Below are 16186 nucleotides of genomic sequence, written 5' to 3'. Positions count from 1 at the left end.
GAATTACCGCCCGGTGAATACAGTGCTTTTCCGAGGCAATGGACATATAGCATAGCGACAAGTTTTATCCTGACTGGCAAACCTCTCTGCCAAACGTTCCGAGCGGCGACAAGCACAGACGCGAGCCGCCCTTCCCCGACAAACAAACTCGGCACTTTCCGATCCCATCGAATGGACGCTGCCTGCAACGGGATAAGCAGATAAAAAAGTACTTTCCTGTGTAAATCTGACACTTTTTTTTCTAGTAAATATCCCTCAGCGTCTACACTCCAAACTAACTTCTCATGGATAAGATGGGTTTTATCAACCCTACCCATGGATACTGATCCATGTTCCAAGGAAAGCCGCCGGGACATGGAGAGTTTCACGACACAAAGTCGTGAAATAGGTCTGGATTCCGAATTTTGGCATTGATCCAACCAATGTGAGGTAAGAGGTATATGCCGGTTCTTTTTGTTAGCAATTCCGGCCTGCATGGTGAGTTGCTGTTTTCACTGATATCCACATCAATTCCCTACGAGTGGGAGAAAGCCGAGATAGGTCAACAACGTCATTGCCTTCAACACTACCAGGCGATTGTCATTGATTGCTGGCAAATGGCCACGAATCCGGATTTAGAGCAGTCTTTCTCCGGCTTAAAAAAAATTTACCACCCCAAAATTCTGCTAATCAATTTCCCAGCGGGTATTTCCAAGCACTTGGCAAACAAGCTGCGACGGCGAAATTTTCACCTGTTATGCGACGCAAACACCAATCAGGAAAACCTAGTCAGAAAACTTTGTGCAGCCCTCCGTAATCCGGACGACACCGCCAGCGAGGATCAAAGTCACTGTCAGTTGCTTACCCGCCGCGAACAGGAAATTCTGACCCAGTTAACCAGCGGAGATTCCAACAGTGTCATCGCCGACCGTCTTCACCTGAGCGAGCACACAGTAAAAAACCATATGTACAACATCTTCCGAAAAATCGGCGTAAAGAACCGGCTACAGGCCAGCAACTGGGCCAAGCTACACCTACAGGCTGAGCGGATATGAGAGCGTTTGGATTTCTTTTACTTTTCTCAGCCGCGGCAGTCGCGCAGTACGCCAGCGAAGAAAATGATGTAAACGGTGGCAAACTCGAGGAAAACGGCGGTCATATCGAAGATGAAATCAGCGGCTTTAACATCGACCGCACCATCACGCGGACAGGTCATGATTTTGTCCGCTACATGAGTGAATATCGCAACCTGCACTATCCGGACAGTGAATACAACCTGACCATTCACGAACGCCCGTCGGCCAGATGGGGCAATCTGATCTGGATCACCTATAACAACAAAACCGTTTTCCGCCGTTTTATCAGCCCGAGCACCAACGATATCCGGCGCTTGGCGGAAGAGGCATCGAAACATATTCACGAAATTGTGCTGCAGGAAAAAATACGCAGCGCCCTGACGGACCACTTTGACCTAGGAAAGGACGAGTTCTGATGAATACCCTAAAACCCGCCGGACTGATTCTGGCTCCCCTGCTTTCCCTGACAATTGCGCCGACATCCGCCACAGAGCTGATTTATGAACCAGTAAACCCTAATTTCGGCGGAAACCCACTCAACGGCAGCTATCTACTCAACAACGCCCAGGCGCAAGACCGCCACAAGGATCCGGACCAGCTGGACAGTCTCTATGAACAGCCGAGCGCCCTGGACAGGTTTACGGACTCACTGGAAACCCGCCTGCTCAATCAACTCCTCACAGATGTCGGTAACGGCAACAGTGGCGAACTAATCACGGACGACTTTATCGTTCAGATTGTCGACAACGATGGCGTATTGACCGTTCTGGTTACAGACCGGAGTACCGGAGACAAAAGTGAAATCATCGTAAGCGGATTGAATCCCACCAATTAGAAAATGCCGACTTGCGCAGAAATATTATCAGGAGGTTGGCAATGCGTATTTCTATAAGAAGTTTTGCCTTGCCCGTATTTGCAATGATCGCCGCGCTGGGTGGGTGTACCACGGTCAAGAGCACCGGTGACGCCCTGTTCGGCCCGGGACTGGCAGAGGCACAGCTGACACCCAGAAACAGCACTTATAGAGATCTTCTCAATCTGCCGACGCCCAAAGGGAAGATACTGGCTGCGGTATACAGCTTCCGAGACCAAACCGGACAGTACAAGCCCTCACCGAACAGCAGTTTCTCGACCGCTGTCACCCAAGGCGGCGCCTCTATGCTGATGGATGTTCTGAACGAATCCGGTTGGTTCATCCCTCTGGAGCGGGAGGGGCTGCAAAACCTGCTGACGGAACGCAAAATTATTCGCGCCGCGCTGGCGAAACCGGACACCCCGGCCAACAACAATATTCCACTGCCATCTCTGGTGGCTGCCAATATTCTCTTGGAAGGTGGTGTCGTCGCTTATGACACCAACATCCGCACTGGTGGCGCAGGAGCCCGCTACTTCGGTATTGGACTCGATGATCAGTACCGGGTCGATCAAGTCACTGTCAATCTCAGAGCCGTGGATATCCGCTCCGGACGGGTGCTGCACTCTGTATTGACCTCAAAGACAGTCTATTCAAAAGCCATTAGTGCCGACGTCTATCGCTTTGTCAGTTTCCGCCGCTTACTCGAGATGGAAGCCGGAACCACCACTAACGAACCCGCACAACTGGCAATGCTATCGGCGATGGAATCGGCGGTGATCCACCTGATCGCGGAAGGTATCGTCAATAATTCCTGGGCACTGGCCAATCCGGAAGATATCAACAACCCTGTATTACAGTACTACCTGAATGAAAGCACACATATTATGTAAACCGATGAAAGCAATCATTTTTTTAGGTGGACTGGCCCTGCTCGGGGCAACCGGCACCCGGGGATCAGACCTGGATTCCGGTTCGGAGCTGGCCGCCGCGAGCGAGCTGGATTTTTACAATACCACATCCACAGCCAACCTCGGTGTCATCTACCAGGAGGGCGATCTCAATGCAGTGAATATCAAACAGCTGGGACTTTTGAATTACCTGTCAGCCATGCAGGATGGCTATAGAAATACACTGGCAGCATCCCAGTCCGGCACTGAAAATGTAATTATTGTGCGTCAAAAGGGAGAGGATAATATCGCTGCCCTACTCCAGGCCGGATACGAGAATCTCATCCGGCTGAATCAGATAGGTTTCGCCCACCACGCGAATGTGGCCCAATTCGGAATACAAAATTCAGCGGAGGTCAACCAGATAGGCGCCTACCACAACGTGGATATCTACCAGAGTGGCAATGGCCTGCACACTTCAGTGACCCAGAAGGGTACGGCAATCACCACCATCGTCAACCAGTATGATTAAGCCCTTCAATATATGCACTTGACGCCAAAAACCCTCCGGGCGGGATAGATATTACGCAAAGGTACACCTGGGGAATCTCTGATTAATTCGCTCCTTGACGACAAAATACACCGAGGTTGCCTGATCGCCCCAGAAGCAACTACAGCGCTCACGCAAATTAATCAGAGATTCTTTAGATTTCTTATCGCAATTTTCCCTATACCTGCGCCTCAAACAACAAGTGATTAAAAATCGAACTTTATTCTTAGTGTTTCCGCACTTCTCTCCTATAGCGACCTCGCAATTAAACGACAAGAATCAACTCAGCAATGGATCACTTATCAAACAAATTGCTGCTTGCACAAGCGAAGGCGGAAACCGCCAGAAAAATCCATGTCATTGCAGAGGCAGAATGTCGATTTTCGCGGCGCAGCCAATTTCCCGGAGCCAATCAGCCCGCACTGCGCCGCAACCCAGCATGGCGTTGGGAGCAGCGCCAGCGCAAATCAGTATGACGAGTACTGATATTTCAACGTCGGACGTAAGTCAAAGGAGCATCTGATGAAGACGTTTACCCCCATCGCCGCAGCTGTACTTTTTGCCGCCAGTGGCAGTGTACTCGCGGCCAACAACACCGCCGTGCAAACCCAAACCGGTGTCGGCAACTTCCAGAGCGCCACTCAGCTGGGCCTGGGCGTGGATAACAACACTATCGTGCAAACCCAGACCGGCTTCTTCAACACAGAAGTGGGCGTACAAACAGCGGGAGAGGATAACAGCACCATTGTCCAAACCCAGGTTGGTTCTGTGAACACCGCAGTCTCTACCCAGGCCGCGGGCGCACTCAACACCGCCACTGTCACACAGGTGGGCGCAGCCAACGTCGGTGTCACCACCCAGACAGCCTCCCTGCTGAGCAGCGCCAATATAGTGCAAACTGGCTTTCTCAACCTCGGCGTGATCACCCAGAGCCTGAGTTTGCTGGATTCCGCTAATATAACCCAGTTTGGCGTCGGCAACTCCGGTAACATCCTACAAACTGTCAGTGCCTTTAACGATGCTGACATAATCCAAGGTGGCTTTGGAAACAACGCCAATATCAACCAAATCCTCGCCCTCGGTAACGACGCGGATATCATCCAGCTCGGCATCGCCAACTCCGGTACTATCAACCAGATTGGCGCCGCGGGCAGCGCTGCGCTGAAATTCCAACTGGGTGTAGCCAACATTGGTGATATCAACCAAGTGGGTGTGGGCCATGTTGCCGCTGAGTTCCAGTTTGGCTTTGGCAACTACAGTGAAACCGACCAGATCGGGTTCTTCCACAACTCCACTACAACCCAGGTGGGCGCTTTTAACTTCCACGACACAGACCAATTCGGTTTCAACGAAACCGCTGTGGCCACTCAGGTTGGTTTTGGCAATGTCGGCGTTATTCTTCAGTAAGAACGCATAGATCCAGGTCCCGGGGCGGCCACTACGGCCGCCCGTTTTTACAGTAAACCGACAGCCCACCAACCGGCTCACAAAGCTGAGTGGTAGGCGAGCACCCCAGAGAACCTGCGGGTGAAGTAGGAAAGGGAACCACTTGTGAAAGCCATAACCCCCATCGCCACGGCACTTTTACTCACCCTAAGCGGTAGTGGGCTGGCGGCAACCAACACCGCCGAGCTCAACCAGAACGGTACCGGCAACACAGCGACGGCCGATCAAACGGATCCCGGCGCCACCGACAATTTCATTTCCCAACAACAGACCGGCAATTTCCACGACGCCAGTGCCCGACAGCAGGCCGAGGTGGGTTCCAGTATTTATCAGGTTCAGGGCGGCAACCTGAACACCGCCTACACACTGCAGCAGGACGGCGCCTACAACAGTGTGCATATCTATCAGGAAGGCGCCATCAACGATGCGACCGTCTATCAGCTGGGTAGCCAGGACAACGAGGCCTGGATACTCCAGTCCGGTTTCAGCAATCAGGCGGAAATCGCACAGATACTAGGTGCAGGCAATGTGGCGCGGATAGAACAACACGGTCAGTTACACAGCGCCTATATCGGTCAGAATTCCAGCTTCGATTCCGACGCCTTTATTTATCAGGAGGGCACCGGCAACGAAGCACTCATAGCCCAGAGCGGCAGCGGCCACATCTCGGCCATCGAGCAAATGGGCTCCTTCAATCACGCCACTATAGAGCAGAGCGGTATGTACCAAGAGGCCGATATACTGCAGAGCGGTCTGGGTAACGAGGCTTATGTGGTGCAAGTGGACTGGAGCAGCAGCGCCAGCATCACCCAGGATGGGTTCAGCAACAGCGCCACCGTGATGCAGTCCGGCACATTTGGCATGGGCGGTGGCCACCTAGCCATTGTCAACCAGTCCGGCAGCCTCAACGATGCCACGGTAATCCAAAGTGGCTTTTCCGAAACCGCTATCGTGAACCAGGTGGGGAACGGCAATACTGCTATTATCGTTCAGTAGGCAAAAAAATATTTCAGCCCACGGATTATGCAGAATCCAATTCTCACAGTCCGTCGGCTGAAACGTTTTCTGATAACACCTTACTTTTCCGGACAAAGACCACCCTATTCCAAACTTTTTTCTCAGGATTTCGATACTTCTCTCCTATGGCGATGTGCCTTCGGAGGATTAAGAATCAGGCGTACCCAGCTTAACTTCTGCATCCCTGTCTTTAACTTAATCCATCGGTTTATTGCCACAGGTAGAACTGGCTGGCGACTGTCTATGACACGGCAGCAGGAAAACACCGTGCATCAGTCAGTATCTTTTATTGATCTTCAGCGTCGAAATATGCAAGGAGCAACTTATGAAGACGTTTACCCCTATCGCCACAGCAATATTCCTGGCCGCCAGCGGCAGTGTATTCGCAGCCAATAACACAGCGATACAAAACCAAATTGGTGTTGGCAATTTCCAGAGCGCCACTCAGGTTGGTATCGGAGTGGACGGCAATACCATCCTTCAGGACCAATTCGGTTTCTTTAACGTTGAGGTCGCACTGCAAACCGCTGGTGAGGAAGGCAGCACCATCCACCAAAACCAGATTGGTAGTAACAACTTGGCCACTTCCACTCAGTCCGCGGGAGCGCTTAACAACGCTAGTATCACGCAAGTGGGTGATGGCAACGACGGCACAACCATCCAAACCAACGCATTGCTTAGTTCAGCCAGCATAGGGCAGGAAGGTTTTGTCAACGTGGCCACGATCACTCAGACTCTGAGCTTCCTGGACCAGGCGGCGATCAACCAAGTCGGAACGAGTAACAACGGAAACATTTTGCAACTATTCAGCGCCTTCAACGATGCCAATATCAATCAGGTGGGAATCGCAAACGATGCCGATATCTTCCAGACTCTCGTTGGCAACGATGCGGATATTTTTCAGAATGGATTTATGAACGAAGGCAATATTATCCAGGTTGGATTTTTCAATACTGCGCTAAAAGTGCAAAACGGCAATTTCAACCTGGGGGATATCTCACAATTCGGCACAGGCCATATCGCTTTAGGATTCCAGACTGGCGATCTCAATGAAGCCTACACAACACAGGTTGGGCTGGGTCACTATTCTTTCACCAACCAGTTTGGCGACTCTAACTTCCACCAGACTGTCCAACTGGGGGTTGGGGAAACGGCAATAGCCAATCAAACCGGCTCGTTGAATCAGGGATATATCTCTCAGTAGGGCGATTACTTGTAAACAGAAAAAGGGCGGCTACAAGGGTCGCCCTTTTTTTGTAGAGAGCTTGCACAACCTCTGACAAAATCATCCGCACGCGGCGGAGATTTCAGACTCTTCAGCGCCGGGTAAAACACGCGAACTGCGCCCGGCAACCGGGTCAGAGCGCTTTTAAAGATGTTCGACGGCGTCTATTTCGTATTCCACCGCGCCGGAAGGCGTGTTCACCACCACAACATCTCCAACCTCTTTGCCAATTAAAGCGCGGGCAATGGGTGAATTGACGGAGATCTTGTGATTCTTAACGTCCGCTTCGTCGTCGCCCACAATCTTGTAGGTAACTTCCTGGTCGCTCTCCACGTTGATGATGGTTACCGTGGTGCCGAAAATCACTTTATCGCTGGGCTCTATGGCCTTCACATCGATGATCTGGGCGTGAGACAGTTTGCTCTCTATCTCCTGGATACGCCCTTCGATAAAGCCCTGTTTTTCCCGCGCGGCGTGATACTCCGCGTTTTCCTTCAAATCGCCGTGTTCGCGTGCCTCAGCGATAGCCTGAACCACAGCGGGGCGCTCCACTTTTTTCAGTCTTTCCAGTTCGGCGCGCAGGGCTTCCGCGCCCTCAACCGTCATTGGTACCCGGTTCAATTGGGACCTCCAAATTTTTCCACAAGAAAGCCAGGCTTCGCCAACGGGCGAAACCTGGCCGCGATTTCAATCAGATTTTTGTAGGAGCGGCCACTGGCCGCATTCAATCCAAGGGCCGGTTATTCCGGCAGTTTGACCACGCGCTGGTGCAATTCCTGCAGGCGGCGAACCTTGAGAACTTCGTCCTGCTGCATGGCGAGCGCCATGGCCTTGGCTGCGGCCAGCGTAGTGGTGTAGCACACTTGGTGATTCTCCGCGCTGCGGCGGATATCGGCAGAATCGCGAATGGCTTGACGCCCCTCGGTGGTGTTGACCACCAAGGCGATCTCATCGTTTTTGATCATATCGACGATATGGGGGCGGCCCTCGCTCATCTTATTGACGGTTGTAACTGGAATACCGGCTTCTTGCAAGACCTTGGCGGTCCCGCGGGTAGCCACCAGCTCAAAGCCGAGCGCTTCCAGGTCGCGCGCCACATTCACCACCGCCGGCTTGTCGAAGTCTCGCACGGAGATGAATACCCTGCCAGATTCCGGCAGCTTGTCGCCGGCGGCCAGCAGGCCCTTGTCGAACGCCTCGGCAAAAGTCTCGCCCACGCCCATGACCTCGCCAGTGGACTTCATCTCCGGGCCGAGGATGGGGTCCACTTTGGGGAATTTGTTGAACGGGAATACCGACTCCTTCACGGAGAAGTAATCCGGCACTATCTCCTCGGTGAAACCCTGATCCGCCAGGCTGATACCAGCCTGACAGCGGGCAGCCACCTTGGCCAGGGACGTGCCAATGCACTTGGACACAAAGGGCACGGTACGTGAGGCGCGCGGGTTCACTTCGATCACATAGATCTCGCCATCCTGATAGGCCAGCTGCGTGTTCATCAGCCCCACAACACCCAGTTCCCGGGCCATGGCCTTGACCTGTTCGCGCATTCTGTCCTGCACTTCCGCCGGCAAGCTGTAGGGCGGCAGGGAGCAGGCAGAGTCTCCGGAGTGCACACCGCACTGCTCGATGTGCTGCATAATGCCGCCAATCACCACATCTTTCCCATCGGAAACCGCATCGATATCCACTTCGATTGCGGCATTGAGGAAGTGGTCCAGCAGCACCGGCGCCTCGTCAGATACCTGTACCGCCTCTTTCATGTAGTTGAGCAGTTCGTCTTCCTTGTAGACGATCTCCATGGCGCGCCCCCCCAGCACGTAGGAAGGGCGCACCACCAGCGGATAACCTACGTCCTTGGCCGCCTGCACGGCTTCGGACACGGAGCGTACAATGGCATTCTTGGGCTGTTTCAGGCCCAGGCGCATGATCATCTGCTGGAAGCGCTCGCGGTCCTCCGCGCGGTCGATCTGCTCCGGGGTGGTGCCGATAATGGGCACGCCCTCTGCGGCTAAGTAGCGGGCCAGATTCAGCGGTGTCTGGCCGCCGAACTGTACGATCACGCCGGTCGGTTTTTCCTTCTGCACGATTTCCAGTACATCTTCCAGGGTCACCGGCTCAAAATAGAGGCGGTCGGAAGTGTCGTAGTCGGTGGAAACCGTCTCCGGGTTACAGTTGACCATAATGGTCTCGTAACCGTCCTCACGCATCGCCAGTGCCGCGTGCACACAGCAGTAATCAAACTCGATGCCCTGGCCGATGCGGTTGGGGCCACCGCCGAGCACCATGATCTTTTTCTTGTCCGACGGATTGGCCTCGCACTCTTCATCGTAAGTGGAGTACATATAGGCAGTGCTGGTGGCAAATTCCGCCGCGCAGGTGTCCACTCGCTTGTAGGCAGGGAAGACACCCAGTTTGTGGCGGAGTTCGCGCACTGTTTTCTGACTGACACCCAGCAAGTCGGCCAGGCGCTTGTCGGAAAAACCCTTGCGCTTCAGGAAGCGCATGCTGCGGGCGTCCAGAGCCGATGTGGGCAGGGTCTTGAGCGGCTCTTCTATTTTGATCAGTTCCTCGATCTGCACCAGGAACCAGGGGTCGATCTTCGACAGCTCGTACACCTGTTCCACACTCATGCCCATGCGGAAGGCGTCGCCGAGATACCAGATACGCTCAGCACCGGGCACAGACAGCTCGCGGCGCAACCGTTCTTTTGCACCTTCGTCGTTCGGATCTATTTTGCTCTCCAGGCCGAAGCTGCCCACTTCCAGCCCGCGCAGGGCCTTCTGCAAGGATTCCTGGAAGGTGCGGCCGATCGCCATCACCTCGCCGACGGACTTCATCTGGGTGGTCAGGCGCGCGTCCGCCTCGCCGAACTTCTCAAAGGTAAAGCGCGGTATCTTGGTGACCACGTAATCGATGGAAGGCTCAAAGGACGCCGGGGTGGCGCCGCCGGTGATGTCGTTCTGCAGCTCGTCCAGGGTGTAACCCACGGCCAGCTTGGCGGCCACCTTGGCGATGGGGAAGCCAGTGGCTTTGGATGCCAGGGCGGAGGAACGGGACACCCTCGGGTTCATCTCGATCACCACCATGCGCCCGGTTTTCGGGCAGACGCCGAACTGTACGTTGGAGCCACCGGTCTCCACGCCGATCTCGCGCAACACCGCAATAGAGGCGTTGCGCATCAGCTGGTATTCCTTGTCGGTCAGCGTCTGCGCCGGCGCCACGGTGATGGAGTCACCGGTGTGTACGCCCATGGGGTCGAAGTTCTCGATGGAGCAGACGATGATGCAGTTGTCGTTCTTATCGCGAACCACCTCCATCTCGTACTCTTTCCAGCCGAGCAGGGATTCGTCGATCAGCAGTTCGTTGGTGGGGGAAAGGTCGAGGCCGCGCTTGCAGATCTCCTCGAACTCCGGCCAGTTGTAGGCCACGCCACCGCCGGAACCACCCATGGTAAAAGACGGGCGGATAATGACCGGGAAGCCGAACTCTTCCGGCACTTTCATCGCCTCTTCCATAGAGTGCACAATGCGCGCCCGCGGCGTTTCCAGGCCAATAGCCCGCATGGCCTTGTCGAACAGGTCCCGGTCTTCGGCTTTTTCGATGGCTTTCTTGTCGGCGCCGATCAGCTCTACACCAAACTTTTCCAGCACACCATGCCGATCCAGGTCCAGGGCGCAGTTGAGCGCCGTCTGGCCACCCATGGTGGGAAGAATCGCATCCGGGCGCTCCCGCTCGATAATCCCGGCCACGGTGCGCCATTCCACCGGTTCAATATAAGTGGCGTCGGCCATGGCGGGGTCGGTCATGATGGTGGCGGGGTTGGAGTTCACCAGGATCACACGGTAACCCTCTTCCCGCAGTGCCTTACAGGCCTGGGCACCGGAGTAGTCGAACTCGCAAGCCTGGCCGATCACGATGGGTCCGGCCCCGATTATCAGAATGCTTTTGATGTCTGTGCGTTTTGGCATCTTTCTTCCGTTTCACTCCGGCCTGTTACCGGTAGATCTCACAATTGAATTTCGATTCTGGGGCCGCCGGTCACTTGCGGCGCTGTTCCATGGACTGAACAAACTCATCGAACAGGGGCGCCATATCATGTGGGCCGGGGCTGGCTTCCGGGTGGCCCTGGAAGCTGAAGGCCGGTTTATCTTTGAGGCGTATGCCCTGCAGGCTGCGGTCGAACAGAGAAATGTGGGTGACCTCCACATTCTCGGGCAGGCTGTCCGCATCCACCGCGAAACCGTGGTTCTGCGCGGTGATTTTCACTTGGCCGTTGCGCAGATCCTGCACCGGGTGGTTGCCACCGTGATGGCCGAACTTCATCTTCAGTGAACGGCCGCCCACGGCCAGACTCAGCAGCTGGTGACCAAGGCAGATGCCGTAGATAGGCAGGCCCGCATCGAGGATCGCGCGGATCGCGGCGATGGCGTAATCGCAGGGCTCGGGGTCGCCGGGGCCGTTGGACAGGAAGACACCATCCGGGTTCATCGCCAGCACTTCGGACGCCGGTGTCTGCGCCGGGACCACGGTCACATCGCAACCGCGATCCACCAGCATGCGCAGAATATTGCGCTTCACACCGAAATCGTAGGCCACCACCTTAAAGGGTTGCTCCGCCGGCGCCGGCTTGTGGCCGTTACCCAGAGCCCAGGTACCTTCGTTAAAGGTGTAGCGCTCCTCGGTGGAAACCACTTTGGCCAGATCCATACCTTTCAGACCGGCGAACTCGCGCGCTTTGGCCAGCGCTTCCTCCCTGCCCTCTGCGGTATTCACCGAGTCGCCGGCGACAATGCAACCGTTCTGCGCCCCTTTATCCCGCAGCAGGCGGGTCAGGCGGCGGGTATCGATATCGGCAATGCCGATAATGTTGCGCGCTTTGAGATAGTCCTGCAGGGATTCTTCTTTGCGAAAACTGCTGGCCAGCAGCGGCAGATCGCGGATCACCAGCCCGGCGGCCCATATCCGATCACATTCACCATCCTCTCCGTTGGTGCCGGTGTTGCCGATATGCGGGTAGGTCAGTGTGACAATCTGACGGGCATAGGAGGGGTCGGTCAGAATTTCCTGGTAACCGGTCATGGAGGTGTTGAACACCACCTCGCCCACTGCACTACCGCAGGCACCGATCGAACGCCCTTCAAATATGCTGCCATCCGCCAGCACCAGCAGGGCGGGGGTTGAGCTCTCACCAAAAGTACTCTGCATGAAGTCGTGGGGCATGGAGGCCTCCGGCGTAGGGACAGCTTTAGTCAACTTGATCTCCAGTATTCAGAACTGTTTCCGGGCGGGGGGTATGCGAATATGGGGCACCGCTGCGCCAAGCAGGTGCGCGCCTATAAAAAAGCGAGATGAAACTCCGCGGCTTCATCTCGCTTTTTGAATCTGTTTCACGCACGGCTCTCACACTGTGGCCAGCACTTGTCGCCGGCATTCACGGGGCGGCGCAACACCTGCCCAAACCGGGCGCAGATTCTACGCTAAATCACCTGTCGGCGCCAGTACTTATCGATACCAAACCTGCGGTGACAGCGGTTATCCGGCGGCGGACAAAGTGACAAATTCACGCGTTCCAGTCACAGTGCGCAGGCCGGGACAAGATTGCAAGTCTCACCTGGCTCGCGCCCCTTTCAATTCACTTCCACGCTTAGCCGAAACAGGCTGTCCCCCATTTTCAGCTCGGCCCGGTCGAGCATGGTCTTGTTGAATTGCAGAGTGAGATTCTCGCCGTTGCTCGCAAATTCGATCATACCGCCAATCATCGCAAAGCGCTCCACATCACTGACGGTCAGTACCGGAAAAAACTCCAGCGCGCGAATAACCTTCAACAGATCCTCGCGCGCCATCTCGCCGAGCACCACAATCTGGCAAGCGCGCGCGCGCCGCAGCGCATCCGGCTCCACGGCCTCCACCAACACTCGGCGACCATTGATGCTTTGGTGTTTCAGGCGCGCCACCAGAGGATCGCGCAGCGCGTTTGCTTCCATTACGCAAACCCGGAAGGGGGCCCCGGCTCCGGAAAAGACTTCGATGGGCCACTGCAGGTGGTGGGCGAAGTGGGTGATATAGTCCACCATCACCTTGCGCCCGGTTTCGGAGCGGGACAATGGCGACGACGCCTGGACACCGACCGCCATAGCCGCGATCAGCAGCACCAGGCTGCGCAACAGATTAGTGTGCGGGCGATTGCTCATACCGCTTCCTGCGCGAAGGGCCCTCTGATTCGTTCGCGGGCGTACCGAACAGGGTGCCGGGGCGCTCTGACCTCGAAGCATCTTTACCGCCAGAAAGCGAATGAATCAGAGGTGCCCCAAGGTGATATCCAATCGGTCGCCAGCGGCGAAGGCGCCGCCATGCGACCCGGACCTAAAAAAACACCGGGGAGCCAATCCCACGGCAGCTGGCCGGGGCTCACGGCAAGGTTAGCTTCGGCGGAAGGGCTTCGCCAAAGGGCGCCGGGGCAATAGCCGCCTTTCAGCCGCCCAGGGAAGCGCTGCAGGTGGTTTTGGAGCATTCAGTCGATGAGACGGCACCTGCAATCCCGCGCAGCGTCATCCGCCCGCGGCGACGCTGGATTCGGGAATCGATGGACGCCACTTGAGCGCCTTTTCAATAGCCACGATCATCGCCCCGGCCACATCCTTGCGGGTGGCGCTCTCTATGCCCTCAAGCCCCGGGGAAGAGTTCACCTCCAGCAGCAGAGGGCCCTTCTTGGAGCGGATGATATCCACACCGGCCACCTTTAACCCCAGAACTTTGGCAGCCCTCATCGCCAGGCGTTTTTCCTCGGTGCTCACCTTGACAACCGAAGCCGTGCCACCCTGGTGAATATTGGCGCGGAACTCTCCTGGCGCCGCTTCGCGCTGGATGGCGGCGACCACCTTGCCGTCGATGACAAACAGGCGCAGGTCCTTGCCCTGGGCCTCGCGTATAAATTCCTGCACCAGCAGGTTGGCCTTCAGGGACTTAAAGGCATTGATCACCGACTCCCCGGCCTTGCGGGTCTCCGCCAGCACCACGCCCCTGCCCTGGGTCCCCTCCAGCAGCTTCACAATCAGCGGCGCACCGCCCACCATCTCGATAAGCTCATTGGTATCCACCGGCGAATTGGCGAAGCCGGAAGTCGGGATATTCAGCCCGCTCTGCTGCAACAGTTGCAGGGAGAACAGTTTATCCCTGGACTGGCTGATGGCCGCCGACCCGTTCAGGGCAAAGACGCCAATGCTCTCGAAGTGGCGGGTGAGCGCACAACCGTAAAAAGTCTGGCTTGGTCGGATACGGGGAATAACCGCGTCCAGATTATTGAGGATGCGCCCGTCACGGTAGTGCACCTCCGGCTCGTTCGGGTCCAGTTTCATATAGCACTGGCGGATATCGAGGAAGGTCATGCGGTGGCCGCGCTCGGCACCGGCCTCCATAATGCGCTGATTGCTGTAGAGGTCCGGGTTGGAGGCAAGCAGGCCGATGCGCAGGCCGGTGCCAGCCATATGGTGCTCGTCCCGGTAGTACTCCTCCAATTGGCTGGGGGGCAGGTCGCCCAGGCAGAAGCTCTCCGATGGGTCCACCATCATGCGCCCGAGCATGGCCTCGCGACCGAGTAGCATGCGGTAGCCCATGCTATCTCGATTGGTCAGGGTTAACTCGATATCCCAGACGCTACCGCCGATAGAGAGGGGCGTGCGGATCACGGGACGCTTTTCACTGTCACCGGAAGAGCTGCGCACGGTACGCTTGTCCACCAAGCGCGCCTCACAACGCACCGACGGCCGCCGCAGATGTTGCAGTGGATGAGCCTCGAAACTCACCCAGGGTTCGCCATCGCGTTTGAATGTCTGAATGTTATACGCGTGCAGACACGAGGTTTTGGCCCCCGAGTCCACCCGCGCCTTAACCGCGGGGATCCCCAAAGAGGGGAAGCTGCACCATTCTTCACAGCCGACGATGATTTTGTTTTCCAACGCTGTTCTTCCCGTTTGCAATGGCACTTACCCGGCGGTAATCGGCGAATACACCGCCCCCGGGACAAGCTGCCAGGACTTACATCACTATCATTTCAGACCCAGTACATCCCGCATGTCGTAGTGACCGGGCTGCCGTCCTGCCAGCCAAGCTGCCGCACGCACGGCGCCGCGGGCAAAAGACAAGCGGCTGCTGGCGCGGTGGCTAATCTCCACCCGCTCTCCGTCGGCGAGAAACATCACGGTGTGATCGCCAACCACATCGCCGCCGCGCACGGTGGCAAAACCGATCGTATCGCGGCTCCGGGCACCGGTCTGACCCTCGCGGCCGTACACCGCAACTTGCGCCAGATCGCGCCCGAGGGTATCGGCCACCACTTCGCCCATGCTGAGCGCCGTGCCGGAAGGGGCATCCACCTTGTGGCGGTGGTGCGCTTCGACGATTTCAATATCCGCGTCCTCTCCCAGCACCCGGGCCGCCGTTTCCAGCAGCTTGAAACAGAGGTTAACCCCCGTGGAGAAATTACTCGCCAGGCACAGGGGTATCTGCCGCGCCGCCGCCAGCAGTTCCTCTTTTTGCGCCGCATCGAAACCGGTGGTGCCGATCACCATCGGCCGCCGCCGGTCGGCGCAAAATTTTGCGTTGGCCAGGGTTGCGGCTGGGGCGGTAAAGTCGATCAGCACATCAAAATCGGCCCGCTCCAGACTGTCCACTATCTCCAAGCCATTGCCGCCGAGCCCCGCAACCTCGCCCGCATCCGCCCCCACAAGGCTGGACCCGGGGCGCACCACGGCCGCGGACAGTGCCGCCGCCTCAGATTGCGCAAGCGCCTGCGCCAGGGCGCGCCCCATGCGCCCGCCAAAGCCGGTTACCGCTACCTTTACCGCCGCCATAATCACTCCTCTTTTTTCCGTCCCGGACAAGGCCGCGGATTCTACCCCTGCCCGGCGCCTCCGGATAGATCGTCGAAAAGACATGAAACACAACGCCCCCACTTGCCACAATTCAAGCAGAGCCCATCCCCACCCTCCAGGACAATGCCACGGCCGCCGCTGAAAACGGACAATACGGGACCTGTACCGCCAGGCGGCAAAGAGGGTTAAAACAGGATACGCGATGCGGGAGGGAGAGAAGGCTTTGCGGCGATGTGGCCTTCCCCGAAAAACCGGGAAAGACCACAGGCGGACTATA

The 16186-nt window shown here is 56.5% G+C and carries 14 protein-coding genes and 1 pseudogene; 8 read left to right on the top strand and 7 right to left on the bottom strand.

The annotated features are described in order from the left end of the window. Positions 1 to 440: 440 nt before the first annotated feature. The 8 genes from A3224_RS03685 (at position 441) to A3224_RS03645 (ending at position 7015) form a co-directional block, all read left to right on the top strand. The gene (locus A3224_RS03685; RefSeq protein WP_067151652.1) at positions 441 to 1034 is read left to right on the top strand and encodes a LuxR C-terminal-related transcriptional regulator; all 594 of its coding nucleotides are present in this window, start codon (positions 441 to 443) and stop codon (positions 1032 to 1034) included. After that, positions 1031 to 1471, top strand: a complete 441-nt coding sequence (locus A3224_RS03680) for a curli production assembly/transport protein CsgE (protein ID WP_067151650.1) — start codon at positions 1031 to 1033, stop codon at positions 1469 to 1471. Before A3224_RS03685 ends, A3224_RS03680 begins: the two co-directional genes overlap by 4 nt. Continuing rightward, positions 1471 to 1890: a curli assembly protein CsgF gene (locus tag A3224_RS03675; RefSeq protein ID WP_067151647.1), complete on the top strand. Its 420-nt coding sequence runs from the start codon at positions 1471 to 1473 to the stop codon at positions 1888 to 1890. The genes A3224_RS03680 and A3224_RS03675 overlap by 1 nt, the downstream gene beginning before the upstream one ends. 41 nt (positions 1891 to 1931) lie before the next feature. After that, positions 1932 to 2801: a CsgG/HfaB family protein gene (locus A3224_RS03670; RefSeq protein WP_067151643.1), complete on the top strand. Its 870-nt coding sequence runs from the start codon at positions 1932 to 1934 to the stop codon at positions 2799 to 2801. A gap of 4 nt (positions 2802 to 2805) precedes the next feature. Further along, complete coding sequence (locus A3224_RS03665) at positions 2806 to 3330, top strand: hypothetical protein (protein ID WP_067151640.1); 525 nt, start codon at positions 2806 to 2808, stop codon at positions 3328 to 3330. Positions 3331 to 3870: 540 nt separating this feature from the next. Next, positions 3871 to 4755 (top strand): hypothetical protein, encoded by an 885-nt coding sequence (locus tag A3224_RS03655; RefSeq protein WP_067151634.1) that lies wholly within the window; start codon positions 3871 to 3873, stop codon positions 4753 to 4755. A gap of 144 nt (positions 4756 to 4899) precedes the next feature. Continuing rightward, positions 4900 to 5790, top strand: coding sequence for a hypothetical protein (locus A3224_RS03650; protein WP_067151631.1), 891 nt, complete (start codon positions 4900 to 4902; stop codon positions 5788 to 5790). 346 nt (positions 5791 to 6136) lie between these two features. After that, positions 6137 to 7015 carry a hypothetical protein gene (locus A3224_RS03645; RefSeq protein ID WP_067151628.1) on the top strand — a complete coding sequence of 293 codons (879 nt, stop codon included), beginning with the start codon at positions 6137 to 6139 and terminating at the stop codon, positions 7013 to 7015. 165 nt (positions 7016 to 7180) lie between these two features. Here A3224_RS03645 and greA read toward each other — a convergent pair whose 3' ends face one another. From greA to dapB, 7 genes and pseudogenes are all read right to left on the bottom strand, one after another. Next, the gene (greA, locus tag A3224_RS03640; RefSeq protein WP_067151625.1) at positions 7181 to 7657 is read right to left on the bottom strand and encodes a transcription elongation factor GreA; all 477 of its coding nucleotides are present in this window, start codon (positions 7655 to 7657) and stop codon (positions 7181 to 7183) included. 119 nt (positions 7658 to 7776) lie between these two features. Next, positions 7777 to 11007: a carbamoyl-phosphate synthase large subunit gene (gene carB / locus A3224_RS03635; RefSeq protein ID WP_067151622.1), complete on the bottom strand. Its 3231-nt coding sequence runs from the start codon at positions 11005 to 11007 to the stop codon at positions 7777 to 7779. 70 nt (positions 11008 to 11077) lie between these two features. Then, positions 11078 to 12259, bottom strand: coding sequence for a glutamine-hydrolyzing carbamoyl-phosphate synthase small subunit (gene carA / locus A3224_RS03630; protein WP_067151619.1), 1182 nt, complete (start codon positions 12257 to 12259; stop codon positions 11078 to 11080). 407 nt (positions 12260 to 12666) lie between these two features. Continuing rightward, a complete protein-coding gene (locus A3224_RS03625; RefSeq protein WP_231902450.1) occupies positions 12667 to 13230 on the bottom strand; it encodes a YfiR family protein in 564 nt (187 codons plus the stop codon). 357 nt (positions 13231 to 13587) lie between these two features. Beyond that, positions 13588 to 14508, bottom strand: a complete 921-nt coding sequence (gene rimK, locus A3224_RS03620) for a 30S ribosomal protein S6--L-glutamate ligase (RefSeq protein ID WP_231902512.1) — start codon at positions 14506 to 14508, stop codon at positions 13588 to 13590. A gap of 132 nt (positions 14509 to 14640) precedes the next feature. After that, positions 14641 to 15021: pseudogene (locus tag A3224_RS17205) on the bottom strand (ATP-dependent zinc protease family protein); the annotation flags it as partial. Between the two features lie 63 nt (positions 15022 to 15084). Continuing rightward, the gene (gene dapB / locus A3224_RS03615) at positions 15085 to 15888 is read right to left on the bottom strand and encodes a 4-hydroxy-tetrahydrodipicolinate reductase (protein WP_067151613.1); all 804 of its coding nucleotides are present in this window, start codon (positions 15886 to 15888) and stop codon (positions 15085 to 15087) included. Between the last annotated feature and the right edge of the window lie 298 nt (positions 15889 to 16186).

Origin of the sequence: Microbulbifer thermotolerans, from assembly GCF_001617625.1 — a bacterium.
GTDB classification, from domain to species: Bacteria; Pseudomonadota; Gammaproteobacteria; order Pseudomonadales; family Cellvibrionaceae; genus Microbulbifer; species Microbulbifer thermotolerans.
The sequence above is the reverse complement of the archived record's forward strand: the minus strand, read 5'-3'. Positions and strand labels throughout refer to the sequence as shown.